Below are 21,107 nucleotides of genomic sequence, written 5' to 3' on the forward strand. Positions count from 1 at the left end.
ATGCCAGCTTGACATTGATCTTACAACTTTACAATAAAGAGGGCGACGACATTGTTGCCGCTAGATCTTGCAGGGAGGACTGGTTCATGGCCAGCTTGGATTCGCCGATCACGATCGTTCGGCCGCATCTGATCGAATTCGGCATCGGCACGGCGGGCAAGCTCGGCAAATGGGCTGCCGAAAAAGGCTATAGGCGCACGCTTGTCATCTCCGACGCTTTCAACGCCTCACGCATCGACGTGCTGGAACTCACGGGCCAAGTCGCCGTCTTCTCTGAAGTGACACCCGAGCCGGATACGGCCAATCTCGAAAAGGTGCTCGCGGCGGCGAACGGCGCCGATGCCGAGCTGATCGTCGGCTTCGGCGGCGGCAGCGCCATGGACCTGGCAAAACTTGCCGCCGTTCTTGCCGGCTCCGCGCAGACGCTGCATGATGTCGTCGGCCCGAACAAGGTGCATGGGCCGCGAAAGGTAGCGCTCGCCCAGGTGCCGACGACTTCGGGCACCGGCAGCGAGGCCGGCATCCGCGCGCTGGTCACCGATCCCAGGACGATGGCGAAGCTTGCCGTCGAAAGCCTGCACATGCTGGCCGACATCGCCGTCATCGATCCCGCCTTGACCTTTACCGTGCCGGCGCGCACCACGGCTGCCACCGGCGTCGATGCCATGGCTCACTGCGTCGAGGCCTTCACCAACCGCAAGGCCCACCCGATGGTCGATATCTATGCGATCGAGGGAACGCGACTGGTCGGCAAATATCTCGCCCGCGCCGTCAAGGATGGCAACGACGCCGAAGCGCGCGCCGGCTTGTCGCTCGCCTCGCTTTACGGCGGCTTCTGTCTCGGCCCGGTCAACACCGCCGGCGGCCATGCGCTCGCCTATCCACTCGGCACGCGTTGGCATGTGGCGCATGGCGCGGCGAATGCGCTGATCTTCCCGCATGTGCTTGCCTTCAACACGCCGTCTGCGCCTGAGAAGACGAAAGCGGTGATGGAGGCGCTTGGGTGCCAGACCTCTGACAACATCGCATCCGTCTTCGATGCGGCCTACGCTTTCTGCGCCGAGCTCGGCATCGAGATGAAACTTTCCGCCCTCGGCGTTCCGGAAAGCGACCTCGACGCCATGGCCGACGATGCCTTTGCCATCCGCCGCCTGCTCGACAACAATCCGCGCGATCTCACGCGCGCCGACATTCGCTCGATTTACACAGCCGCGTTCTAGAAGGGGTTTTGACGATGGACAGGAATGCGAAAGTCGCAGTGACGCTCGGCGATCCCGCCGGCGTCGGTCCCGAGGTGATCGTCAAGGCCTTGGCGGCCCTTCCGAGCCAAGAGCGCCGCGATTTCGTCATCGTCGGCAATGTCGAAGCGCTGGAGCGCGCCAACCGCGTCAGCGGCACCGGGCTGACATTCCGGCCTGCAGATGCCGGCGGCAATGACAGGATTGCCGTCGATGAAGTTGCGCTCGGCGCGGCCCTGCCGGAGATCGGCAAGGTGAGCCCCGTCGCCGGCGACGCCTCGGTGCGCTATATCACCCGCGCCGTCGATCTCGCCATGTCAGGTCAGGCCGATGTCATCGTCACCGCCCCGATCAACAAGGAGGCGATGAATCTGGCCGGCCACCACCATGACGGCCACACCGGGCTTCTCGCCCATCTCACCGGTTCGAAGAGCTCCTTCATGCTGCTTGCCTCCGAACGGCTGAACACCATCCATGTGTCGACCCATATCTCGCTGAAAGGCGCAATTGAACGCGCCAAGACCGAACGGGTTCTCGCCACCATCGAAGCCGGCCACGGGCATTTCCTTCGTCTCGGCAGGAAGGCGCGCATCGCCGTTGCCGGCCTTAATCCGCATTGCGGCGAAAACGGCCTCTTCGGCACCGAAGACATGGAATTCCTGGCACCCGCCGTCGAGCAGGCGCAGGCTAAAGGCATTGACGTCGTCGGCCCGATCTCCGCCGATACGGTGTTCGCCCGCGCCTATAACGGCGCCTTCGATCTCGTCATTGCCCAATATCACGATCAGGGCCACATCCCGATCAAGCTCGTGGCCTTCGAGACGGCGGTCAACGTCTCGCTCGGCCTGCCAATCGATCGCGTCTCGGTCGATCACGGCACCGCCTTCGACATCGCCGGCACGGGAAAAGCCAACCACGTCAACATGCTCTCGGCCATCGCCTATGCCCGACTAATGGCGCGCGCTCCGCGGCAGACGGTGTGATCCCAACATTGTAAAGGGTGACGGCGCGGAAGGGCGCGATTGCGACCGACACCCCATCACATGCCGAACAGACGGCGATCCCAGAAAACGGGTTGGTGGAGGCTGACCGTGATCGATCGGAATTCCGGGTGGGCCGGATTGATCAGCACGTTCCGGTCGACGCGGGCGACGACGCTTGGCACCAGCAGGATGGCGCTGCGCTTCTCCTGGCACCACTTTTCGCCGAAAGCCTTGCTGACAGAAGCCGGCATACTGTCCCAGCCAGGCAGCGCCGGCTCTGACAAGACCTCGTAGCTGAGCCCGCGCGGCATGGTGATCGTGACATAGTGCTGGTTGGGCGGCAGCCTACCGCTGCCATGGACGAGCTTTTCGAGCAGCGCCGTCGAATAGTGCTCGCTCGTATAGATGATCGGGCTGCCCGAGGTGTTCCACCGTCCCGGCGCGATAGTCGAGCCGGTGGCATCGAAGATAGGGTAGGTTCCGTTGGGATCGCCGATGCGGACGGATGTCAGCGTTCGGTCAAGAAGCTGTGCGCTCACGCAGCGCTGCCGTATTTCAGGCTTCCAAGGATATCGAGCACGAGCTCGCCGCCGATCTCGCTCTGGATGACGACATCGATCGGCCGCCTGTCCTCCAGCATCGCATGCGGGCGAAACAGGAAATCCCGCGCCTCCGCCTCGGTCTGCCAGACATCGAGCGCCAGCCCCCAGACCCGCGCGAGACGGGCGAGCCTTATGCCCTCGTCGGAGGAGAGCCGATGCTTGGACTTGCGCCGCTCATAAGTGGCCTTGGGAACGAGCTTGTATTTGAACTGGGTGTCATCAGGCGCCAGAAGCAGCGCCATGCGGTCTAGCGCCTTGACCGGCAATCCCGCCTCGATGCTGGAGAGCAGGCCGAAGGCCGAGCGCGACGCCGGCTCCCTGGAGGGTAGCCCGAGAACATCGGCAACGGCAGCAAATCCCATCATGACAATGGCTCCTTTTCACTTGAGGTTATATTTAGTCTCAAGTGGCCCAATGATCAAGACCGTGATTTGCCGAGTTGCCGATGGAGACGGATTGCCGCGCGTGCGGGAGATCGCTATCTTCCCGGAAGGCACACGAAAGACGAAGGAGGCTGCCTATGTCACCGCGGGACGCCTGATCCAGCACTATGGAGACTTCTGCCTTTTCAAGGGCATCGATTTCACACGCATCGCATCCGTACGGCCGCATGGTAACACCACGCTCTTCTGCAGCGCCGGCATGCAGCAATATAAACCCCTCTTCTCCGATCCTTCCTACATTGGAACTGTCGCAAACAGCCAGGCCTGCCTGCGCATGGGCGACCTCGACGAGATCGGCGATGGAACGCATCTTCTGCACTTCACCATGCTCGGCCTTTTTCTCCTTCAGGGAAATGACCGTCGGCAACGCCATCGATTTCTGGCTCGAATTTCTGGGAACGCTGGGGCTCGTGCCGGATCATGTCACGATCCATCCCGATCGCCTGATGGAATGGACGCCGCTCTATCGCGGAGGTGTGGCCATAGTTGCAGATCCGGAATGCACCTGGAGCGATGGCAGCATCAGCGGATACTGCACCGAGTTCTACAAGCATGGCGTCGAGACCGGACATCGTCAATCCGCTCGGAACCTGCATCGACGTCGGCTTTGGCGCCGAACGTCTCAACTTGATCGTCAACGGGACGCAGCAAGACGATGCACGATCGTGCAACGCGGCTACCGGCCGGGCAACAAGGAGCAGGGATACGTCCTGCGAAAGCTGCTCCGCCGCATCCACAAGATCGGCGGCACGCTCACCGAAGAGGTCGAACGCCAGAAGCGGCTACGCGCAAAATATCTGCGCCTGCGTGACCGTCACGCCGAGATGAGTCCCGACTGGTGGTTCGACACCCACGGCATCGACTTTTCCGAACTCGGCGAGACGCTTGACGAATAGCTTGAACAAGGCCGTCCGGGCACGGGAGGCCTTCCCTCACGCGAAAGCGTCCATTTTCCGGCGACGTTCGTCGCCGCCATTATCCCATGTCCCGCACCATCAATCGTTGCGGCAAACCCGGCCAGGAAAAGTATGCCGTCCGCTCACTCTTTTTCTTAGAGAGCGACTTTTTGGAAATTCCTTTCTCCTCATTTCCATTAGTCTACTTAATTTATAGAAATTATTTAATCGGAGAGAGTGGTCATGAGCATTGAAAAGTCCGGAAGCCGATTCGGAAGACGAGACCTGTTGAAACTGTCCGCGGCGGCCGGGGTCGCCGTCGCCGGCGCTTCGCTGGTCGGGCAGAAGGCGGTTTTGGCAGCAGACGAAGAGCTGTCGCTGAAAGGCAAGCGCATCGCCATCAGCGCGACCGGCACCGATCATTTCTTCGACCTGCAGGCCTATAATGCCCAGATCGAAGAGGTAAAACGCCTCGGCGGCGAGCCGATCGCCGTCGATGCCGGGCGCAATGACGGCAAGCTGGTGTCGCAGTTGCAGACGCTGATCGCCCAGAAGCCGGATGCGATCGTTCAAATCCTCGGCACGCTCAGCGTTATCGACCCCTGGCTGAAGAAGGCGCGTGACGCCGGTATCCCGGTTCTGACCGTCGACGTCGGCTCGACCAACTCGATCAACAATACCACCTCCGACAACTGGGGCATCGGCAAGGACCTGGCGCTGCAGCTCGTCTCCGATATCGGCGGCGAAGGCAATATCGTCGTCTTCAACGGTTTCTACGGCGTCACTCCCTGCGCGATCCGCTATGACCAGCTGGTCAATGTCGTCAAATATTTCCCGAAGGTGAAAATCCTCCAGCCGGAACTGCGCGACGTCATCCCGAACACCGTGCAGGACGCCTTCACCCAGATCACCGCAATCCTTAACAAATATCCGGAAAAAGGTTCGATCAAGGCGATTTGGTCGGCCTGGGATATTCCGCAGCTTGGCGCAACCCAGGCTTTGGCGGCGGCCGGGCGGACCGAGATTCGTACCTACGGCGTCGATGGCAGCCCCGAGGTTCTGCAGCTTGTCGCCGATCCGAATTCGCCGGCCGGCGCCGATGTCGCCCAGCAGCCGGCGGAAATCGGCCGCACCGCCATCCGCAACATCGCCAAGCTGCTCGCCGGCCAGACCCTGCCGCGCGAGACCTATGTTCCGGCGCTCATCGCCAACAAGGCCAATGTCGGCGAAGTCACCAAGAAACTCGCCATCGGCTGAGCTTGTCTGATGGGCGATCCAGCCTCGCTGGATCGCCCCGGCAGGATGACCGGAGAAATCGTATGACGGCCATTTCCTTGAAGCAGCCGGTGACGGCGAGCGACGACATCATCCGCTTCGAAGGCATCGTCAAACGATTCGGGGGCGCGCAGGCGCTGGCCGGTGCGTCGCTGATCGTCAGGCGCGGCACCATTCACGGTCTCGTCGGCCAGAACGGCGCCGGCAAATCGACGCTGATCAAGCTGCTGGCCGGCCTTCACCAGCCCGATGACGGCCGGATCGAAATCGAAGGACAGATATTCGACAGGCTGACGCCGCATCTTGCCGAAGAACTCGGCATCCACTTCATTCACCAGGACCGGCTGCTGGTGCCGACATTCACCGTCGGCGAAACCCTCTTCCTCGGCCGGGAACCGCGGATATCAGGCACGCCCTTCCTCGACCGGCGTCTGATGCAACGACGCGCATCCGATATTCTCAACGAATATTTCGGTCTCCGTCTGCCGAACGGCACCCTGATCGGCGAATTGTCGACCGCCGAAAAGCAGATCGTGCAAATCACCCGCGCTCTCCTCAATCAGCCGAAGGTGCTGATCTTCGACGAGCCGACGGCCGCCTTGGTGGCCCGCGAGGCCGATATCCTCTTCCGGCTGATCCGCCGGCTGCGCGACGAAGGCGTCACCATCATCTATATCTCGCACTATCTGAACGAAATCGAAGAACTCTGCGACCAGGTCACCGTGCTGCGCAACGGGCTTGATGTCGCCTCCTTGCCGATCAGGGACACGTCGGCCGCAGCGATTGCCCGGCTTATGGTCGAGCGCGACATCGAGGAGATGTTTCCGAAGCCTGAGGTGACGCCGGGTGAGGAGATCCTCAAGGTCGAGCAGCTGTCGGCGCGGGGAAAATACAGCGACATAAGCTTCACGCTTCGCCGCGGCGAGGTGCTCGGCCTCACCGGCCTGCTCGGCTCCGGCGCAAAGGAGCTGGTTCGCACCCTCTTCGGGCTGGAGACACCCGTTTCCGGCCGCATCGAAATCAACGGCAAGCCTGCCCGTTTCGCCAATCCAACGCAGGCAGCCGGTCGCGAAATCGCGCTGGTACCGGAAGATCGCCGCCGCCACGGCGTCGCGCTCGACCTCAGCGTCGCGGAAAATATCAGCCTCTCCAGCCTTGCCCGCTTCACGCGTTTCGGCTTTCTCGATCGCAGACGCGAGCAAAGCGAGGTCGAGGCGCTGATTGGGCGGCTCCAGGTGAAAACCAATGGCCGCGATGCTTTGCTGCGAACGCTCTCGGGCGGCAACCAGCAGAAGATCGCCATCGCCAAATGGCTGAGCCGCCGCTCCGAGGTCTATCTCCTCGACGAGCCGACTGTTGGAGTCGATATCGGCTCCAAGGTCGAGATCTACAGGCTGATTGGCGAACTCGCGGCGCGCGGCGCCGGCGTTATCGTGCTGTCTTCGGATCTGCCGGAACTCGTCGGCATCACCGATCGCATCCTCGTGCTCTTCCGCGGCCGCGTGGCGCGCGAATTCATCTCGTCGGAAACCAGCGCGGATGCCGTGTTGGCGCAATCGACCGGATCATCTAAGGGACAGCGCCATGTCGGCTGAAATTGAATTCGCGCCTTCCGGTTTTGCCGCTGCTGAGCCGCCGGCCCGGCCGGCCGGCAATCTTGCGGCTGCGACTTTGCGCTTCGGATCGCTCATCGCTTTTGCCGCCATCCTGGCGATCTTCTCGTTGACCGCGCCCTATTTCCTCAGCATCGGCAATATCGGCAACGTGCTTGGCCAGTCGGCCATCTCGGGCGTGCTTGCCATCGGACTGACGGTCGTGCTGATCGCCGGCGGCTCCAATGACGTCACCGGCGGCATCGACCTGTCGCTGGCGGCCAATATGGGCCTCAGCGCCGCCGTTTATGCCAGCCTGACGCAACTTGGCTATGGCGATGCGACAGCGATCGCGGCATCGCTCCTTACCGGCGCGCTGATCGGCTCGGTCAATGCCATTGCCGTCGTCTATGCTGGCATTGTGCCGCTCCTCGCAACGCTTGCCGTCATGAATATCGTCGCCGGCCTGGAACTGGTGCTGACCGGCAATACCGTCCTGCCGGCCTCGACGCCCTTCCTATCGGCGCTTTCGGCTTCGGATCCTTTCGGCATACCGGTTCTTGCCTATGTGCTCCTCGGCTTCACGGCCATTGCGGCGGCGATCGTGCAATATACGCCGCTTGGCCTGCATCTTTATGCCGTCGGTGAATTTCCTGATGCGGCGCGTGCCGCCGGCCTGCCGCTTCGCCGCCTGCTCGCCGGCGCCTTCGTCGCCAGCGGCCTTTGCGGCGGCATCGCCGGCATCCTGTCCGCTGCCTATCTGAGCGGCAGCACGACCGGTGCCGGCGAGATGCTGCTGCCTGTCGTCGTGACGGCCCTGCTCGGCGCGGTTTTTTCGCGCCGACTGGTTCCGACGGTCACAGGAACGCTGCTTTCGGCGTTGCTTGTCGGCTTCCTCACCAACGGCTTCCAGCTGCTGAACATATCGAGCACGCTCGTCAGCGGCGTCCAGGGCGTACTCATTCTCATCGTCGTTTCCGCGACCACGCTGCTGCGCCGGCAGGAGACCTGACCATGTCGCTCCAGACCCCTACCCCCGCCACAACGACAGGCCTGCGGCGCCTTATCACCGGCGGCCTGTTGCGCTATGGGCTGATCCTCGCGCTGATTGCGGTCTTTGCCGCCTTTTCCGCGGCAACGCCGACATTCCTGACGCTTGCGAACCTGCAAAGCATCCTGGTCAATAACTTTACGCTGCTTGTCATCGTCTCGATTGCCATGACCTTCGCGGTCGCGTCGGGCGGCATCGATCTTTCGGTGGGCACGGCGATGGATTTTGCGAGCTTCGCCTTCGTCTCACTCGTGCTTGCCGGACAGCCGGTGGCGATCGCCGCGATCGCGGGGCTGGCGGCCGGAGCGTTCGTCGGCGCCTTCAACGCATTTCTGATCTCCGGGATCGGCGTGTCGCCGTTCCTGGCAACGCTCGGCACATTGTTCATCGGCCGCAGCGTCCAGCAATTGCTGACCAATGGCGGCAATCCGGTCTATCTGCCGCCGAACGGCGTGCCGGAAGCCTTCCGCTTCCTCGGCCACGGTGCGATCGGCGGCTTTCCCACGCCGCTTGCCATTGCCATTGTCGTCATCGCGGCCGTCGCGGTCGTTTTTGCCCGTACACGGTTTGGCCGCGTCATTCTGTCGATCGGCATCCAGCCGGGCGTCGTGCGTTATTCCGGCATCGCAGCACCGGCCCATGTCGCGGTGACCTTCATCCTGGTCGGGCTGATCGCGGCGATCGCCGGCCTGATCCTGACCGCGACCGTCACCACCTACATCCCCTCCTCGGGCAATGCCTTCCTGCTGAACGCCATCGGCGCGACATTCATCGGCACGACGCTCAGCCCGCTCGGACGGCCGAATGTCGCCGGCACCGTTCTCGGTGCGCTGCTGCTCGGGATCGTCGCCAACGGGCTGCTGCTGACCGATCTGAATTTTTACTGGCAGCAGGTCGGCACGGGAACGCTGATCTTCGCGGTGCTGGCTCTCAGCTTCATCAACAGGAAAGCCGCCGGCAGCGTATAAGAGAAAGCCATACGGGACAGGTGTCAGCCCGCCGAGGCGTCCGAAATCATCCGCGAGACGGCATTCTTCCAGCCGATGATCTTGGCCTGCCGTTCGCCCTCTTCCATCGCGGGGCTGAAGCGGCGGTCGCAGGCCCAGGCCTGCGCAAAATCCCGTCTGCCGGGCCAGATGCCGGCTTTCGAGCCGGCAAGCCAGGCGGCACCCAGCGCTGTCGTCTCGCGGATCGCCGAGCGGTCGACGGGATTTCCGGTCATGTCAGCCAGGCACTGCATCGTCCAATCCGAAGCCGCCATGCCGCCATCGACGCGCAGCACGGTTTCCAGCTGGTTGACGCCCCAGTCCTTCTTCATCGCCACCAGCAGGTCGAGTGTCTGGTAGGCGACAGATTCGAGCACGGCGCGGGCAAATTCCGCCGGTCCGCTATTTCGCGTCAGACCGAAGATCGCGCCGCGCGCTCCCGGATCCCAGTAGGGCGCGCCGAGGCCGGTAAAGGCGGGGACGATATAGACCTGCTGCCCCGGATCGGCTTTGGCCGCAAGCACGCCCGCCTCCGACGCCTGGCCGATGATGCCGAGCCCGTCGCGCAGCCATTGCACGGCGGCGCCGGCGATGAAGATCGAGCCTTCGAGTGCATAGGTCGTCTCGCCGTCGAGCCGGTAGGCAATCGTCGTCAGCATCCGGTTGGATGAGGAAACACGATCCCTGCCGGTGTTCAGCAGGGCAAAGCAGCCGGTGCCATAGGTGGATTTCATCATGCCGGGCTCGAAGCAGGCATTGCCCACGGCCGCCGCCTGCTGGTCGCCGGCGACGCCGAGGATCGGAAGCTCCGCGCCGAACAGCGCCTTGTCGACACGGCCGAAATTATCGGCGCATTCCCGGACTTCGGGAAGCATCACGGCCGGGATGCCGAGAATGCCAAGCAGCTCCTCGTCCCAAACGCCGTCGTCGATATTGTAAAGGAGGGTTCGCGACGCGTTGGTCGCATCGGTGGCGTGCACACGACCATCAGTCAGATTGTAGATCAGCCAGCTGTCGATCGTGCCGAAGCAGACCTCGCCCGCCTCCGCCTTCTCCCGCAGGCCGTCGACATTGTCGAGCAGCCAGCGCAGTTTGGTTCCGGAGAAATAGGGGTCGAGCAGCAGGCCGGTCTTGGCGCTGAACAGCTTCTCATATCCGTCGGCCTTCAGGCTCTCGCACATTTCGGCCGTGCGCCTGTCCTGCCAGACGATCGCCCGGTGAAGCGGCGCGCCCGACCGTCGGTCCCAGACGACCGCCGTCTCGCGCTGGTTGGTGATGCCGATCGCGGCAATGGCAGCGGCATTCGTGCCGGCATCGGCAATCGCCTTGCGCACCGTATCGACGACGGACTGCCAGATCTCAGTGGCGTCATGCTCCACCCAACCGGGCTGCGGGTAATATTGGGTGATCTCCGCCTGGGCCGAGGCGGCCATTTTCATGCCGCCATCGAAGATGATCGCGCGCGACGACGTCGTGCCCTGGTCAATTGAAAGAATATAGCCGCTCATATCCGTCTCCGGCTCGCACGAAACCGCTCCGCCCGGCAAGGAGGGCGGATGCGGAGATTTCATGAGAGAAAGATTGTGGGTGCCACCGGCCGTGGCCGGTGGCAGGAAGTGACGGCCGGAAGCCTCGTTGCCTCCGGCCGAGGTCCGCCTTACTTCGACTGCCAGCTCTTGACGAGTTCGTCGTAGTTGACGGTGACCGGCTTTTCCTTCTCGTTCTCGATCTTCAGCTGCGGCGCAAGGTTGCCCTTCTTCACCGCATCCGCGTTCCAATAAGCGAGATCATGCTCTTCGGCCAGTTTCGGGCCGATATCGCCCTGGACGCCCGATTTCTCGATACGGCCCATGACCTTCTCCTGCTCGCCGCAAAGAGAATCCATGGCTTCCTGCGGTGTCTTCGCACCGGAAGACGCATCGCCGATTGCCTGCCACCAAAGCTGAGCCAGCTTCGGATAATCGGGAACGTTGGTGCCGGTTGGCGACCACTGAACACGCGCAGGCGAACGATAGAACTCGATCAGACCGCCGAGCTTCGGAGCACGCTCCGTAAAGCTCTTATCGCGAATGGTGGATTCGCGAATGAAGGTGAGACCGAGCTGGCTCTTCTTCACGTCAATCGTCTTCGAGGTCACGAACTGTGCATAGAGCCAGGCGGCCTTCGCACGGTCCGTCGGGGTCGATTTCATCAGCGTCCACGAGCCGACGTCCTGATAGCCGAGCTTCATGCCGTCTTTCCAGTAAACGCCATGCGGGCTCGGTGCCATGCGCCATTTCGGCGTACCGTCTTCGTTCATGACAGGCAGGCCAGGCTTGACCATGTCTGCAGTAAAGGCCGTGTACCAGAAGATCTGCTGCGCGACGTTACCCTGTGCCGGCACCGGACCGGATTCCGAGAAGGTCATGCCCTGAGCTTCCGGCGGTGCATAGCCCTTCAACCAATCGAGATATTTCTGGATCGAGTAGACGGAAGCCGGGCCGTTGGTGTCACCGCCGCGAGCGACGCACGAGCCGACGGGACGCGACTTCTCGTCGACCTTGATACCCCATTCGTCGACCGGAAGACCGTTCGGCAGGCCCTTGTCGCCGTTGCCGGCCATCGAAAGCCAGGCGTCGGTGAAGCGCCAGCCGAGCGACGGGTCCTTCTTGCCGTAGTCCATGTGGCCGAAGACCTTCTTGCCGTTCTCGTCACGGCCGGTAAAGAATTCGGCAATGTCCTCATAGGCCGACCAGTTGACCGGAACGCCGAGGTCGTAGCCGTACTTCGCCTTGAAGTCGGCCTTGTTCTTCTCGTCGTTGAACCAGTCGTAGCGGAACCAATAGAGGTTGGCGAACTGCTGGTCGGGAAGCTGGTAGAGCTTCTTGTCCGGTGCCGTCGTGAACTTGGTGCCGATGAAGTCGTCGATATCGAGGCCGGGGTTGGTAACGTCCTTGCCTTCGCCGGCCATCCAGTCGGTCAGGTTGCGCACCTGCTGATAGCGCCAATGCGTACCGATCAAGTCGGAGTCGTTGACCCAGCCGTCATAAAGATTCTGACCGGTCTGCATCTGAGTCTGGATCTTCTCGACAACGTCACCCTCTTGAATGACGTCGTGAGTGACCTTGATCCCGGTGATCGCAGTAAAGGCCGGAGCCAGAACCTGGGACTCATACTGGTGGGTGGTCAACGTTTCCGAAACGACCTTGATCTCCATGCCGGCGAAGGGCTTCGCAGCATCGACGAACCACTGCATTTCCTTTTCCTGGTCGGCGCGAGAGAGCGTCGACATGTCGCCGACCTCTTTATCCAGGAAAGTCTTTGCCTCGTCCATGCCGGCATAGGCCGACCCGGTCATGGCCAGCAGTACCGCTGCTGTCGTCGTCAATAAATGCCTTCGCATAATATCCTCCCAGGGTTTGCGATTGCAGTCTTCACGTCTCAGGCGACCAGAAAAATCCCCGGCCGTCTGCATCAGTTTGCCTCACACGTAACGGAATACGCCGATGGCGTAGACCACGGAGAGAGCGAGAGCCCACCAGAGGCTTGATCCCGCGAGACCAAGCCAGGCAAGATGGATAAAGGCGCTGCCGAGCAGCGAAAGGAAAAGTCGGTCACCGCGCGTCGTCTCGAAGCGCAGGATTCCGATCCGCGGATTGCCGCCCGGCACGGCATACTCCCAGACACCCATGCCGATCAGCAGCAATACGATGACGATGAAGAAAGCGGCCGTCGGCCAGGTCCATGCCATCCATGAAAAATCGGGAAGCGAAAAGCTCATCAAACCCTCCCCAGGGCGAAGCCCTTGGCGATGTAATTGCGCACAAACCAGATCACCAGCGCCCCTGGGATCAAGGTCAGAACACCCGCGGCGGCGAGCAGGCCCCAATCCATGCCGGATGCAGAGACGGTGCGGGTCATGGTGGCGGCGATCGGCTTCGCGTCGGTCGTCGTCAGCGTGCGTGCAATCAGCAACTCGACCCAAGAGAACATGAAGCAGAAGAAGCAGGCGACACCGATGCCGCTCGCAATCAGCGGCGTGAAGATTTTCAGGAAGAACCGCGGGAACGAATAGCCATCGATATAGGCCGTCTCGTCGATTTCCTTCGGCACGCCGGACATGAAGCCTTCAAGGATCCAGACCGCCAGCGGGACGTTGAAGAGGCAATGCGCCAATGCCACGGCGATATGCGTATCGATCAGTCCAAAGGCCGAGTAAAGCTGGAAGAACGGCAGGGCAAAGACTGCCGGCGGCGCCATCCGGTTGGTCAGCAACCAGAAGAACAGGTGCTTGTCGCCGAGGAACCGATATCGGGAGAAGGCATAGGCCGCCGGCAGCGCGGCTGCCACCGAAATCACCATGTTCATGACGACATAGCTGATCGAATTGATATAGCCGGAATACCACGCCTTTTCCGTGAAGATCGTCACGTAATTGGCGATCGTCGGGTTATGAGGATAAAGCGTCAGAGAATTGACGATTTCCGCATTGGTCTTGAAGCTCATGTTGACGAGCCAATAGATCGGCAGCAGCAGCACGATGATATAGATGGTCGGAACCAGCCACCACCAGCGCGATTCTTCGCCGCGCCGGCGCATCAGACGGCTGACCTCATCGGCGGAGAGACCGCTCGCGACACTGGTAACGCCCGGGACGTTTCGGCTCGCTGTCGTTTCGTTGGAGGCGCTCATTTCAATTCTCCGCGTCGTGGCTGGTCATGACGGTGTAGAACACCCACGAAAGCAGCAGGATGATCAGGAAATAGATCAGCGACATGGCAGCGGCCGGACCGAGGTCAAACTGTCCCAGGGCGGTCTTGACCAGATCGATCGACAGGAAAGTGGTCGAGTTGCCCGGACCGCCGCCCGTGACGACAAAAGGCTCGGTGTAGATCATGAAACTATCCATGAAACGCAGCAGCACGGCGATCAGAAGAACGCGCTTCATCTTCGGCAGCTGGATATAGCGGAACACCGCCCAACGGGACGCACCGTCGATTTTGGCTGCCTGATAGAAAGCATCCGGAATGGAAACGAGGCCGGCATAGCAGAGCAAGACGACGAGGCTCGTCCAATGCCAGACATCCATGATGATGATCGTCACCCAGGCGTCGAGCGGATCCTGCACATAGTTGTAATCGATGCCGAGGGCGTTGACGTAATAGCCGAACAAACCAATGTCGTTGCGGCCGAACACCTGCCAGATCGTGCCGACCACATTCCACGGGATCAACAGCGGCAGTGCCATCAGAACCAGGCATACCGGCACGCCGATACCTGATTTCGGCATGTTTAGAGCAATGAAGATGCCAAGCGGAATCTCCAGGGCGAGGATGATCAACGAAAAAATCAGGTTTCGCTGCAGGGCGGCCCAGAAACGGTCGGAATGCAGGATTTCGACAAACCAGTCTGTTCCGTTCCAGAAGAACTGGTTGTTTCCGAAAGTGTCCTGAACGGAATAGTTCACAACCGTCATCAAGGGAATGACAGCCGAGAAAGCCACCAGCACGAGGACTGGCAGAACCAGAAACCAGGCTTTGTTGTTCCAGGTTTTTTCCATGATCAAGCCTCCCGTCCGGCGCGCCAAGAGTCGGCATAGATACTGATGCCCGATGGCTCGAAGGTCACTCGGGGATCAGCCGGAATTTCCTCGTCCTCAGGAACGACGATCGCGATCGGCTGGCCGGCAAACTGTGCGCGGACGATCTTCTGCCGGCCGATATCTTCCACCTTGCTGACCGTCACAGGCATACCCTCGCGGCCGACCCGGATAAATTCGGGCCGGATTCCAAGCTCTACCTTGGCCGCTGTCGACGTCTTTGGCGCATAGTCGAGCGTCAGCGCGTGCTCGCCGACCCGAACCGTACTGCCCTCCACCTTGGCCGGCATGAAATTCATGCCCGGCGAACCGATGAAGTAGCCGACGAAGGTATGGCTCGGACGCTCGAAGAGTTCGGCCGGAGTGCCGATCTGCACGATCTCGCCGTCATACATCACCACGACTTTGTCGGCGAAGGTCAGCGCTTCCGTCTGGTCATGCGTGACATAGACCATGGTAAAACCGAACTGCTTATGCAGGCGCTTCAGCTGCGATCGCAGCACCCATTTCATATGCGGATCGATAACAGTGAGCGGCTCGTCAAAGAGAATGGCGTTCACATCCGAGCGAACGAGGCCGCGGCCGAGTGAAATCTTCTGCTTTTGGTCCGCCGTCAAGCCTCGCGCGCGCCGCTTGGCCCAGCCGGCAAGATCGATCATTTCGAGGATTTCGCGGACGCGCCGGTCGACATCCGCCTCGGCCACGCCGCGGTTTCGCAGGGGAAAGGCGAGGTTGTCGTAAACCGTCATCGTGTCGTAGATGACCGGAAACTGGAAGACCTGCGCGATATTTCGCTGTTGCGTCGGCAGGTTCGTAACGTCCTGCCCGTCGAAGAGAATCCGCCCTTCGGACGGCTGAATGAGGCCGGAAATGATATTGAGCAGCGAGGTTTTTCCGCAGCCCGAAGGTCCGAGCAGCGCATAGGCGCCGCCGTCGTTCCACTCGTGATGCACTTCCTTGAGAGCGTAGTCCTTCTCGCTCTTCGGGTTCGGCCCATAGGCATGGCGAATATGATCGAGGGTGATACGTGCCATGATTTTCTCCTAGCCCCCTTGCCTGGCGGTGGTGATCGCCCGGCCGTCCGCGCCGAAAGCCATCAGGTGGCGTGTATCGATGAAAACGGAGATGTCCGTGTCCGGCTCGATATTGTGGATGCCGTGCGCAAGCATCACCCAGCGGGTGTCGGCAAATTGCAGGTGGACAAAACTTTCCGACCCGGTGATCTCCGAAACCTGTGTTCGCGCCGTCATTCGCGCCGAAGCAGCCGTCTGAGCTGTTGGTGCAAGATGATGCGGGTGAAACGCTATGGTTGCCGGCCCGTCCGGCACATTCTGAAGATGCGGCGGCACCGCAAAAATCAGAGCGCCGTCGCGCAGGAAATTGCCTTCCGATTTGACCAGATCAATGAAATTCAGCGGCGGATCGGCAAAGGTTTTCGCCGTCGTCAGATCGAGCGGATGGCGATAGACCTCGACCGTCGGGCCGAACTGCGTGATCCGGCCCTCGCTAAGCGTTGCCGTATTGCCGCCGAGCAGCAGGGCTTCGGAGGGTTCCGTCGTGGCATAGACGAAGATCGCGCCGGACAGCGCGAAGATCCGCGGCAATTCCTGCCGCAGTTCCTCACGCAGCTTGTAGTCGAGGTTGGCAAGCGGCTCGTCCATCAAAACAAGGCTCGCATTCTTCACGAGTGCACGGGCAAGCGCGGTGCGCTGCTGCTGGCCACCGGAGAGGTTGAGCGGCGTGCGATCGAGATAGGGACCGAGTTTCAGAAGTTCGGCAGCCTTGCGCACCTCCAGATCAATGACCTTGGCGTCCTTGCCGGCAATCCGCAGGGGCGAGGCAATATTCTCGTAGACCGTCAATGCCGGATAGTTGATGAACTGCTGGTAGACCATAGCGATGTTGCGCTTCTGGACAGGCATACCTGTCACGTCAGCACCATCAAAATGGATCGTACCGGTTGTCGGTCGATCAAGACCGGCCATCAGACGCATCAACGAGGTCTTGCCCGACAAGGTCGGCCCAAGCAGAACGTTCAGCGTTCCTCTTTCAAAAACAAGATCGGTCGGGTGGATATGATAGTCTCCTCCCACCATCTTTGCGGCCTTCCGCAGTTCCAGCATTCCTGTTCCCGTGCCTCCACGCAGCGGGGACCACACGCCGCCTATCCGACCATCGCCGGTATGGCGGCCATGTACTCCTCCAGTGACTGAGCCTGCTCCTTCGAAAGGCGCAGACCATCCTTTGTCCTTCTCCACAGCACGTCTTCGGCGTGCCGGGCCCATTCATGTTCGACGAGATAGGTGACCTCGGCCTCGTAGAGATCGCCGCCGAAGAGCCGTCCGAGATCGTCGAGGCTACGGGCTTCCCCGAGCAGTGCCTTTGTCCTCGTGCCGTAGCGGCGCACCAGCCGGCGGGCATGCCGATCGGCGAGGAACGGATAGCGCCGTTTCAGATCGGCGACCTCGGCATCGTATCCTCGGACCGGGAAGTCACCGCCGGGCAGATGGCTTTTGGCCGTCCACGGGGCGCCCTTGACGCCGATCGCAGCGCCGATCTTCTCCAGCGCATGTTCGGAAAGCCGGCGATAGGTGGTGAGCTTGCCGCCGAACACGTTGAGCAGCGGCGCGGCATTTCCTTCGCCCTCCAGCTTCAGCACGTAGTCGCGCGTAGCCTCCTGCGCCTTCGAGGCGCCGTCGTCATAAAGCGGCCGGACCGCCGAATAGGTCCAGACGATATCCTCCGGCCTGACCGGCTCCTTGAAATATTCCGAGGCGGCATTGCAGAGATAGACGGTCTCCTCCTCGGAGATCCTGACATCCCTGGGATCAGCGGTGTAATCGCGATCGGTGGTGCCGATCAGGGTAAACTCGCCCTCATAGGGAATGGCGAAGATGATGCGATTGTCGGGATTCTGGAAGAAATAGGCGCGAGGGTCGTCGAACTTCTTCTTCACGACGATATGGCTGCCCTGGACGAGGCGGACATGGTGAGCTTCGTTCTGACCAAAGGCGGAGCGGATGACATGATCGACCCAGGGGCCGGCGGCATTGACCAGCATGCGGGCCTGGTGGCTGTCATTGCGGCCGGTCACCGTATCGGTGGTCTCGATGTGCCAGAGGCCGTTCTCGCGCCTTGCCGACATCACCTTGGTGCGCGGCATGATGGTCGCCCCTTTGTCGGCGGCATCGCGGGCGTTCAGCACCACCATGCGGGCATCATCGACCCAGCCGTCGGAATATTCGAAAGCCTTGGCGAATAGCGCCTTCAGCGGCTTGCCGGCCGGGTCGCGGCGCATGTCGAGCACCGCAGTCGCCGGCAGCAGCTTGCGGCCGCCGAGATGATCGTAGAGGAAGAGGCCGAGCCGGATCAGCCAAGCCGGCCGGATGCCGCCCTTGTGGTAAGGCAGCACGAAGCGCAGCGGCCAGATGATGTGCGGCGCCATCGCCCAGAGGATTTCGCGCTCCATCAGCGATTCGCGCACCAGGCGAAATTCGTAGTGCTCGAGATACCGCAACCCGCCATGGATCAGCTTCGTAGCGCCGGATGAGGTGCCGGAGGCGAAATCGTTCATCTCGGCCAGCGCCACGGAATAACCGCGCCCGACGGCATCGCGCGCAATGCCGCAGCCGTTGATGCCGCCACCGATGACGAATATGTCGTAGATCTCTCGGCCCAATATCCCCTCCGAGCCCGCTGCGGATTTCGCATCGCACAAAAATTGCGCGATTGCGAAAGTGAGGGCAGTTAAAACGAAAGGAATACGAATGTCAAACGAATGTTTCGCGGATCTTCGTTTCGGAACGCCTCGCTGGCTCGCCCTCAGCGAAACCTGCCATTCGTTTCGATCAGCTTCACATTGTTTTCGAGGCAGAGATTGCGGATGGACTGCACCGGACAGTGGTCGGTGATGAAGGTGTGAACCTGGGAAAGCTGGCCGATCCTGACCGGCGCGGTGCGTTCGAACTTGGTGGAGTCAGCAACGAGAATGACGTGTCGGGCATTGGCAATGATCGCCTGAGCAACCTTGACCTCGCGAAAATCATAGTCGAGAAGCGCGCCGTCCATATCGATCGCCGATGCGCCGATAACGGCGTAATCGACCTTGAACTGGCGGATGAAATCGACAGCCGCTTCGCCGACGATGCCGCCGTCTGAACCGCGCACGACGCCACCGGCTATCACCACCTCGATCGCCGGAAGCAAGCGCAACCTATTGGCAACATTGATGTTATTTGTGATGACCATCAGCTCGTGATGGTTGGCGAGCGCCTCGCCCACCGCTTCGGTCGTCGTCCCGATATTGATGAAAAGCGAGGCCCCGCTCGGAATCAGCTCGACCGCAGCCATGCCGATCGCCTGTTTCTCGGAGGCGGCGATCTGGCGGCGCGCCTCGTATTTGACGTTCTCGGTTCCGCTCGGGAATGTGGCGCCGCCATGGATGCGCGTGAGCACTTGCGCATCGCAGAGATCGTTCAGATCCTTGCGGATCGTCTGCGGCGTTACGGAAAAGCGGGAAGCGAGCTCTTCGACCAGAACCCTACCGCTCGACCTCGCTATCGCCACGATTTCAGTTTGCCGGTCGGTCAAGAACATGGGCGCGCACCTTTCGATCAGCTTTCGTTTTAAAGAAAGCGAACGCCTGCGCAATGGCTATCTGTCACCTGCTCTCAACCTGAGAGTAAGATAACCATTTTTGCGGTGCGAAGCTCTTGCCGGATGGACATCGTCTTTAAACGACATCTGCACCTTAAACCTTCTTCCTCGGACCCGTGCTATAGGGTAATTCAGCCGATCTGATTCACGATTTTGAGATTTACGTACGGATCGACCCGCCGGACGCACATCCGCTCCGAAAGCGTCCAAGTAAAGTCGCCGCCGCCTCATGACCAAAAACGAAGGCTTGAGCCGCGAGAGCCGGGCTGCTTGGAACCGCCACCTCAAGATGACGACGGGATTATGACCAGGCGGGATGAAGGACGCCGCTGTCGTGCGGCGTCCTACCCCTTACGCAGCTTTCGCAATATTAATCCCGCGGGCGGATTCGACCACAACCCGCAGGCGGTCTGGCTCTTTCACTCCTTGGCGATAGAGCTGCACGACGATTGCCGCGATGCGCTCGCCCTCCTCAGACCTCGGCTCCACTCCTGCTTCCGAAGTGACAATGTCGAAGACGCCCTGGCAAATACGCAGATCGGCAGCTCCGAAGTAGTCTGGCTTATCGAAACCGGATGTATTCATCGTTTTGCAGCAGGCGACGCCTTAAGCGTCGCCCGCCTCCCTCGATCGACACTTACGCGACCTGCTTCTCACCTTCGATCTGCAGCGGCACCTGTGCGCCGTCGCCAATCGCGATCTTGCGTGGCTTCATCGCCTCTGGAATCTCGCGTTTCAGATCGATGTGCAAAAGACCGTTTTTCAGCGAAGCGTTTTCCACGCTCACATGGTCGGCAAGCTCGAAGCGGCGCTCGAAGCCCCGCGTGGCGATACCGCGGTGCAGGTATTCAGCTTTGGTGTCATCGGCCTTGCCGCCCTTGACGAGAAGCACGTTGCGCTCCTGCGTGATATCGAGATCGCCATCCTCGAAGCCCGCGACTGCCATGACAATGCGGTACTCATTGTCACCGACCTTAAGGATGTCGTAGGGCGGCCAGGCGTCGACGGCCTGCAGGCGCTGCGGATTGTTCAGCAGCGAAAAAACCCGGTCGAAGCCGATGCTGGAGCGGTAGAGCGGTGCGAAGTCAAACTCAGTTCTCATGACCAAAACCTCCTAGAAGCGAGATGGAAAGGAACGCGGCGGAAACCTGCGTCCCCGGCTGTCGGCCCCTTCTGGGCTGCCGACGATATCGATTTGGTTTTCGGTATTTTCGGTTTCAAGATGCCCTTTTGAAAAAATTTGGACCTCGCATATTGGACCACAGGACAGCTCGTGAAGACTGAAAATGTGGAATAATCTCACGGGCACCGCCTCGAAGGTTTTTATGATCCAGGAAGCTCGGGCAGTTGTCGCAGACCCCTGGCAGGACACGAGCGCGTGCATGCCAAGGAGATGGCTTCTGGGCATTCGCAGGATCCTAGATCCTGCGGTCGCAACAACGCCGGCCGACCGAAGCGGCCCTTACGGTTTGGTGAATTTTCTAACTGGAAGCGCGGCAATGCCTTGCTCCGGGCGTGGCCGAGGAGCGCTACGCAAACATATTGGGACCGATCTCCTCGCTGACTTCTATGATCACATCCGCGGGGACATTGTTCCTCCGGGCCGCAGCGAGAATGGCTTCCGTACTAGGCGCCTCGTAGAGGCAGTAAGTCTTTTTCCTGTCGGCGCTGAGGAAGGAAAAGATCCACTTCACTCCTTCCTGGTCATTGATCAGGTTGATTTGCTCTACCCCCTCTTTCGACAGATCGAGTTGTTCCGCGAAGTTTCTTTCAATGATGTAGCGTGGCATGACGAGACCTTCTTCCC

Annotated in this window: 20 protein-coding genes and 1 pseudogene; 7 read left to right on the forward strand and 14 right to left on the reverse strand. The window is 60.8% G+C overall.

All coding sequences use genetic code 11. From position 1 onward, the window contains the following. Positions 1–86 precede the first annotated feature (86 nt). Both OS035_RS23085 and pdxA read left to right on the forward strand, forming a co-directional pair. Entirely contained in the window at positions 87–1,220 is a 1,134-nt protein-coding gene (locus OS035_RS23085) for an iron-containing alcohol dehydrogenase (RefSeq protein WP_097627813.1), read from the forward strand. 14 nt (positions 1,221–1,234) lie between these two features. After that, entirely contained in the window at positions 1,235–2,221 is a 987-nt protein-coding gene (pdxA, locus tag OS035_RS23090; RefSeq protein ID WP_097627814.1) for a 4-hydroxythreonine-4-phosphate dehydrogenase PdxA, read from the forward strand. A gap of 56 nt (positions 2,222–2,277) precedes the next feature. Here the strand turns inward: pdxA and OS035_RS23095 are convergent, their stop codons facing one another. Together OS035_RS23095 and OS035_RS23100 are read right to left on the reverse strand one after the other, a co-directional pair. After that, positions 2,278–2,760 (reverse strand): RES family NAD+ phosphorylase, encoded by a 483-nt coding sequence (locus OS035_RS23095; protein ID WP_097627815.1) that lies wholly within the window; start codon positions 2,758–2,760, stop codon positions 2,278–2,280. Next, the gene (locus OS035_RS23100) at positions 2,757–3,188 is read right to left on the reverse strand and encodes an antitoxin Xre-like helix-turn-helix domain-containing protein (RefSeq protein ID WP_097627816.1); all 432 of its coding nucleotides are present in this window, start codon (positions 3,186–3,188) and stop codon (positions 2,757–2,759) included. Before OS035_RS23100 ends, OS035_RS23095 begins: the two co-directional genes overlap by 4 nt. Before the next feature lie 49 nt (positions 3,189–3,237). Here OS035_RS23100 and OS035_RS23105 point away from each other — a divergent pair. From OS035_RS23105 to OS035_RS23125, 5 genes and pseudogenes are all read left to right on the forward strand, one after another. Next, positions 3,238–4,162 (forward strand): annotated as a pseudogene (locus tag OS035_RS23105) (alanine--tRNA ligase-related protein). Positions 4,163–4,405: 243 nt separating this feature from the next. Further along, positions 4,406–5,419 carry a sugar ABC transporter substrate-binding protein gene (locus OS035_RS23110; RefSeq protein ID WP_331814099.1) on the forward strand — a complete coding sequence of 338 codons (1,014 nt, stop codon included), beginning with the start codon at positions 4,406–4,408 and terminating at the stop codon, positions 5,417–5,419. A 62-nt stretch (positions 5,420–5,481) separates the two neighbouring features. Then, on the forward strand, positions 5,482–7,032 hold the full coding sequence (locus OS035_RS23115) for a sugar ABC transporter ATP-binding protein (protein WP_097627818.1): 1,551 nt from the start codon (positions 5,482–5,484) through the stop codon (positions 7,030–7,032). Continuing rightward, positions 7,022–8,041, forward strand: coding sequence for an ABC transporter permease (locus OS035_RS23120; RefSeq protein ID WP_331814100.1), 1,020 nt, complete (start codon positions 7,022–7,024; stop codon positions 8,039–8,041). The genes OS035_RS23115 and OS035_RS23120 overlap by 11 nt, the downstream gene beginning before the upstream one ends. Before the next feature lie 2 nt (positions 8,042–8,043). Continuing rightward, positions 8,044–9,048, forward strand: a complete 1,005-nt coding sequence (locus tag OS035_RS23125; RefSeq protein WP_097627820.1) for an ABC transporter permease — start codon at positions 8,044–8,046, stop codon at positions 9,046–9,048. Positions 9,049–9,071: 23 nt separating this feature from the next. Here OS035_RS23125 and glpK read toward each other — a convergent pair whose 3' ends face one another. The 12 genes from glpK to OS035_RS23185 form a co-directional block, all read right to left on the reverse strand. After that, on the reverse strand, positions 9,072–10,574 hold the full coding sequence (gene glpK / locus OS035_RS23130) for a glycerol kinase GlpK (protein WP_097627821.1): 1,503 nt from the start codon (positions 10,572–10,574) through the stop codon (positions 9,072–9,074). A 149-nt stretch (positions 10,575–10,723) separates the two neighbouring features. Further along, positions 10,724–12,448, reverse strand: coding sequence for an ABC transporter substrate-binding protein (locus OS035_RS23135; RefSeq protein ID WP_097627822.1), 1,725 nt, complete (start codon positions 12,446–12,448; stop codon positions 10,724–10,726). Between the two features lie 81 nt (positions 12,449–12,529). After that, the gene (locus OS035_RS23140; RefSeq protein WP_054184982.1) at positions 12,530–12,826 is read right to left on the reverse strand and encodes a DUF2160 domain-containing protein; all 297 of its coding nucleotides are present in this window, start codon (positions 12,824–12,826) and stop codon (positions 12,530–12,532) included. After that, a complete protein-coding gene (locus tag OS035_RS23145) occupies positions 12,826–13,737 on the reverse strand; it encodes a carbohydrate ABC transporter permease (protein ID WP_003595819.1) in 912 nt (303 codons plus the stop codon). Before OS035_RS23145 ends, OS035_RS23140 begins: the two co-directional genes overlap by 1 nt. Before the next feature lies 1 nt (position 13,738). Next, a complete protein-coding gene (locus OS035_RS23150) occupies positions 13,739–14,605 on the reverse strand; it encodes a carbohydrate ABC transporter permease (RefSeq protein WP_097627823.1) in 867 nt (288 codons plus the stop codon). Between the two features lie 2 nt (positions 14,606–14,607). Continuing rightward, entirely contained in the window at positions 14,608–15,678 is a 1,071-nt protein-coding gene (locus tag OS035_RS23155; RefSeq protein WP_097627824.1) for an ABC transporter ATP-binding protein, read from the reverse strand. A gap of 9 nt (positions 15,679–15,687) precedes the next feature. Next, the gene (locus OS035_RS23160) at positions 15,688–16,767 is read right to left on the reverse strand and encodes an ABC transporter ATP-binding protein (RefSeq protein WP_097627825.1); all 1,080 of its coding nucleotides are present in this window, start codon (positions 16,765–16,767) and stop codon (positions 15,688–15,690) included. 41 nt (positions 16,768–16,808) lie between these two features. Then, positions 16,809–18,323, reverse strand: a complete 1,515-nt coding sequence (glpD, locus tag OS035_RS23165; RefSeq protein ID WP_097627826.1) for a glycerol-3-phosphate dehydrogenase — start codon at positions 18,321–18,323, stop codon at positions 16,809–16,811. Positions 18,324–18,466: 143 nt separating this feature from the next. Further along, on the reverse strand, positions 18,467–19,240 hold the full coding sequence (locus OS035_RS23170) for a DeoR/GlpR family DNA-binding transcription regulator (RefSeq protein WP_097627827.1): 774 nt from the start codon (positions 19,238–19,240) through the stop codon (positions 18,467–18,469). A 411-nt stretch (positions 19,241–19,651) separates the two neighbouring features. Next, positions 19,652–19,885 carry a hypothetical protein gene (locus OS035_RS23175; RefSeq protein ID WP_097627828.1) on the reverse strand — a complete coding sequence of 78 codons (234 nt, stop codon included), beginning with the start codon at positions 19,883–19,885 and terminating at the stop codon, positions 19,652–19,654. Positions 19,886–19,937: 52 nt separating this feature from the next. Beyond that, on the reverse strand, positions 19,938–20,402 hold the full coding sequence (locus OS035_RS23180) for an Hsp20 family protein (protein ID WP_097627829.1): 465 nt from the start codon (positions 20,400–20,402) through the stop codon (positions 19,938–19,940). 427 nt (positions 20,403–20,829) lie between these two features. Next, positions 20,830–21,090, reverse strand: coding sequence for a DUF4242 domain-containing protein (locus OS035_RS23185; protein ID WP_003595804.1), 261 nt, complete (start codon positions 21,088–21,090; stop codon positions 20,830–20,832). Positions 21,091–21,107 lie beyond the last annotated feature (17 nt).

The sequence above is a fragment of the Rhizobium sp. 268 genome (assembly GCF_036571585.1).
Lineage (GTDB): Bacteria > Pseudomonadota > Alphaproteobacteria > Rhizobiales > Rhizobiaceae > Rhizobium > Rhizobium redzepovicii.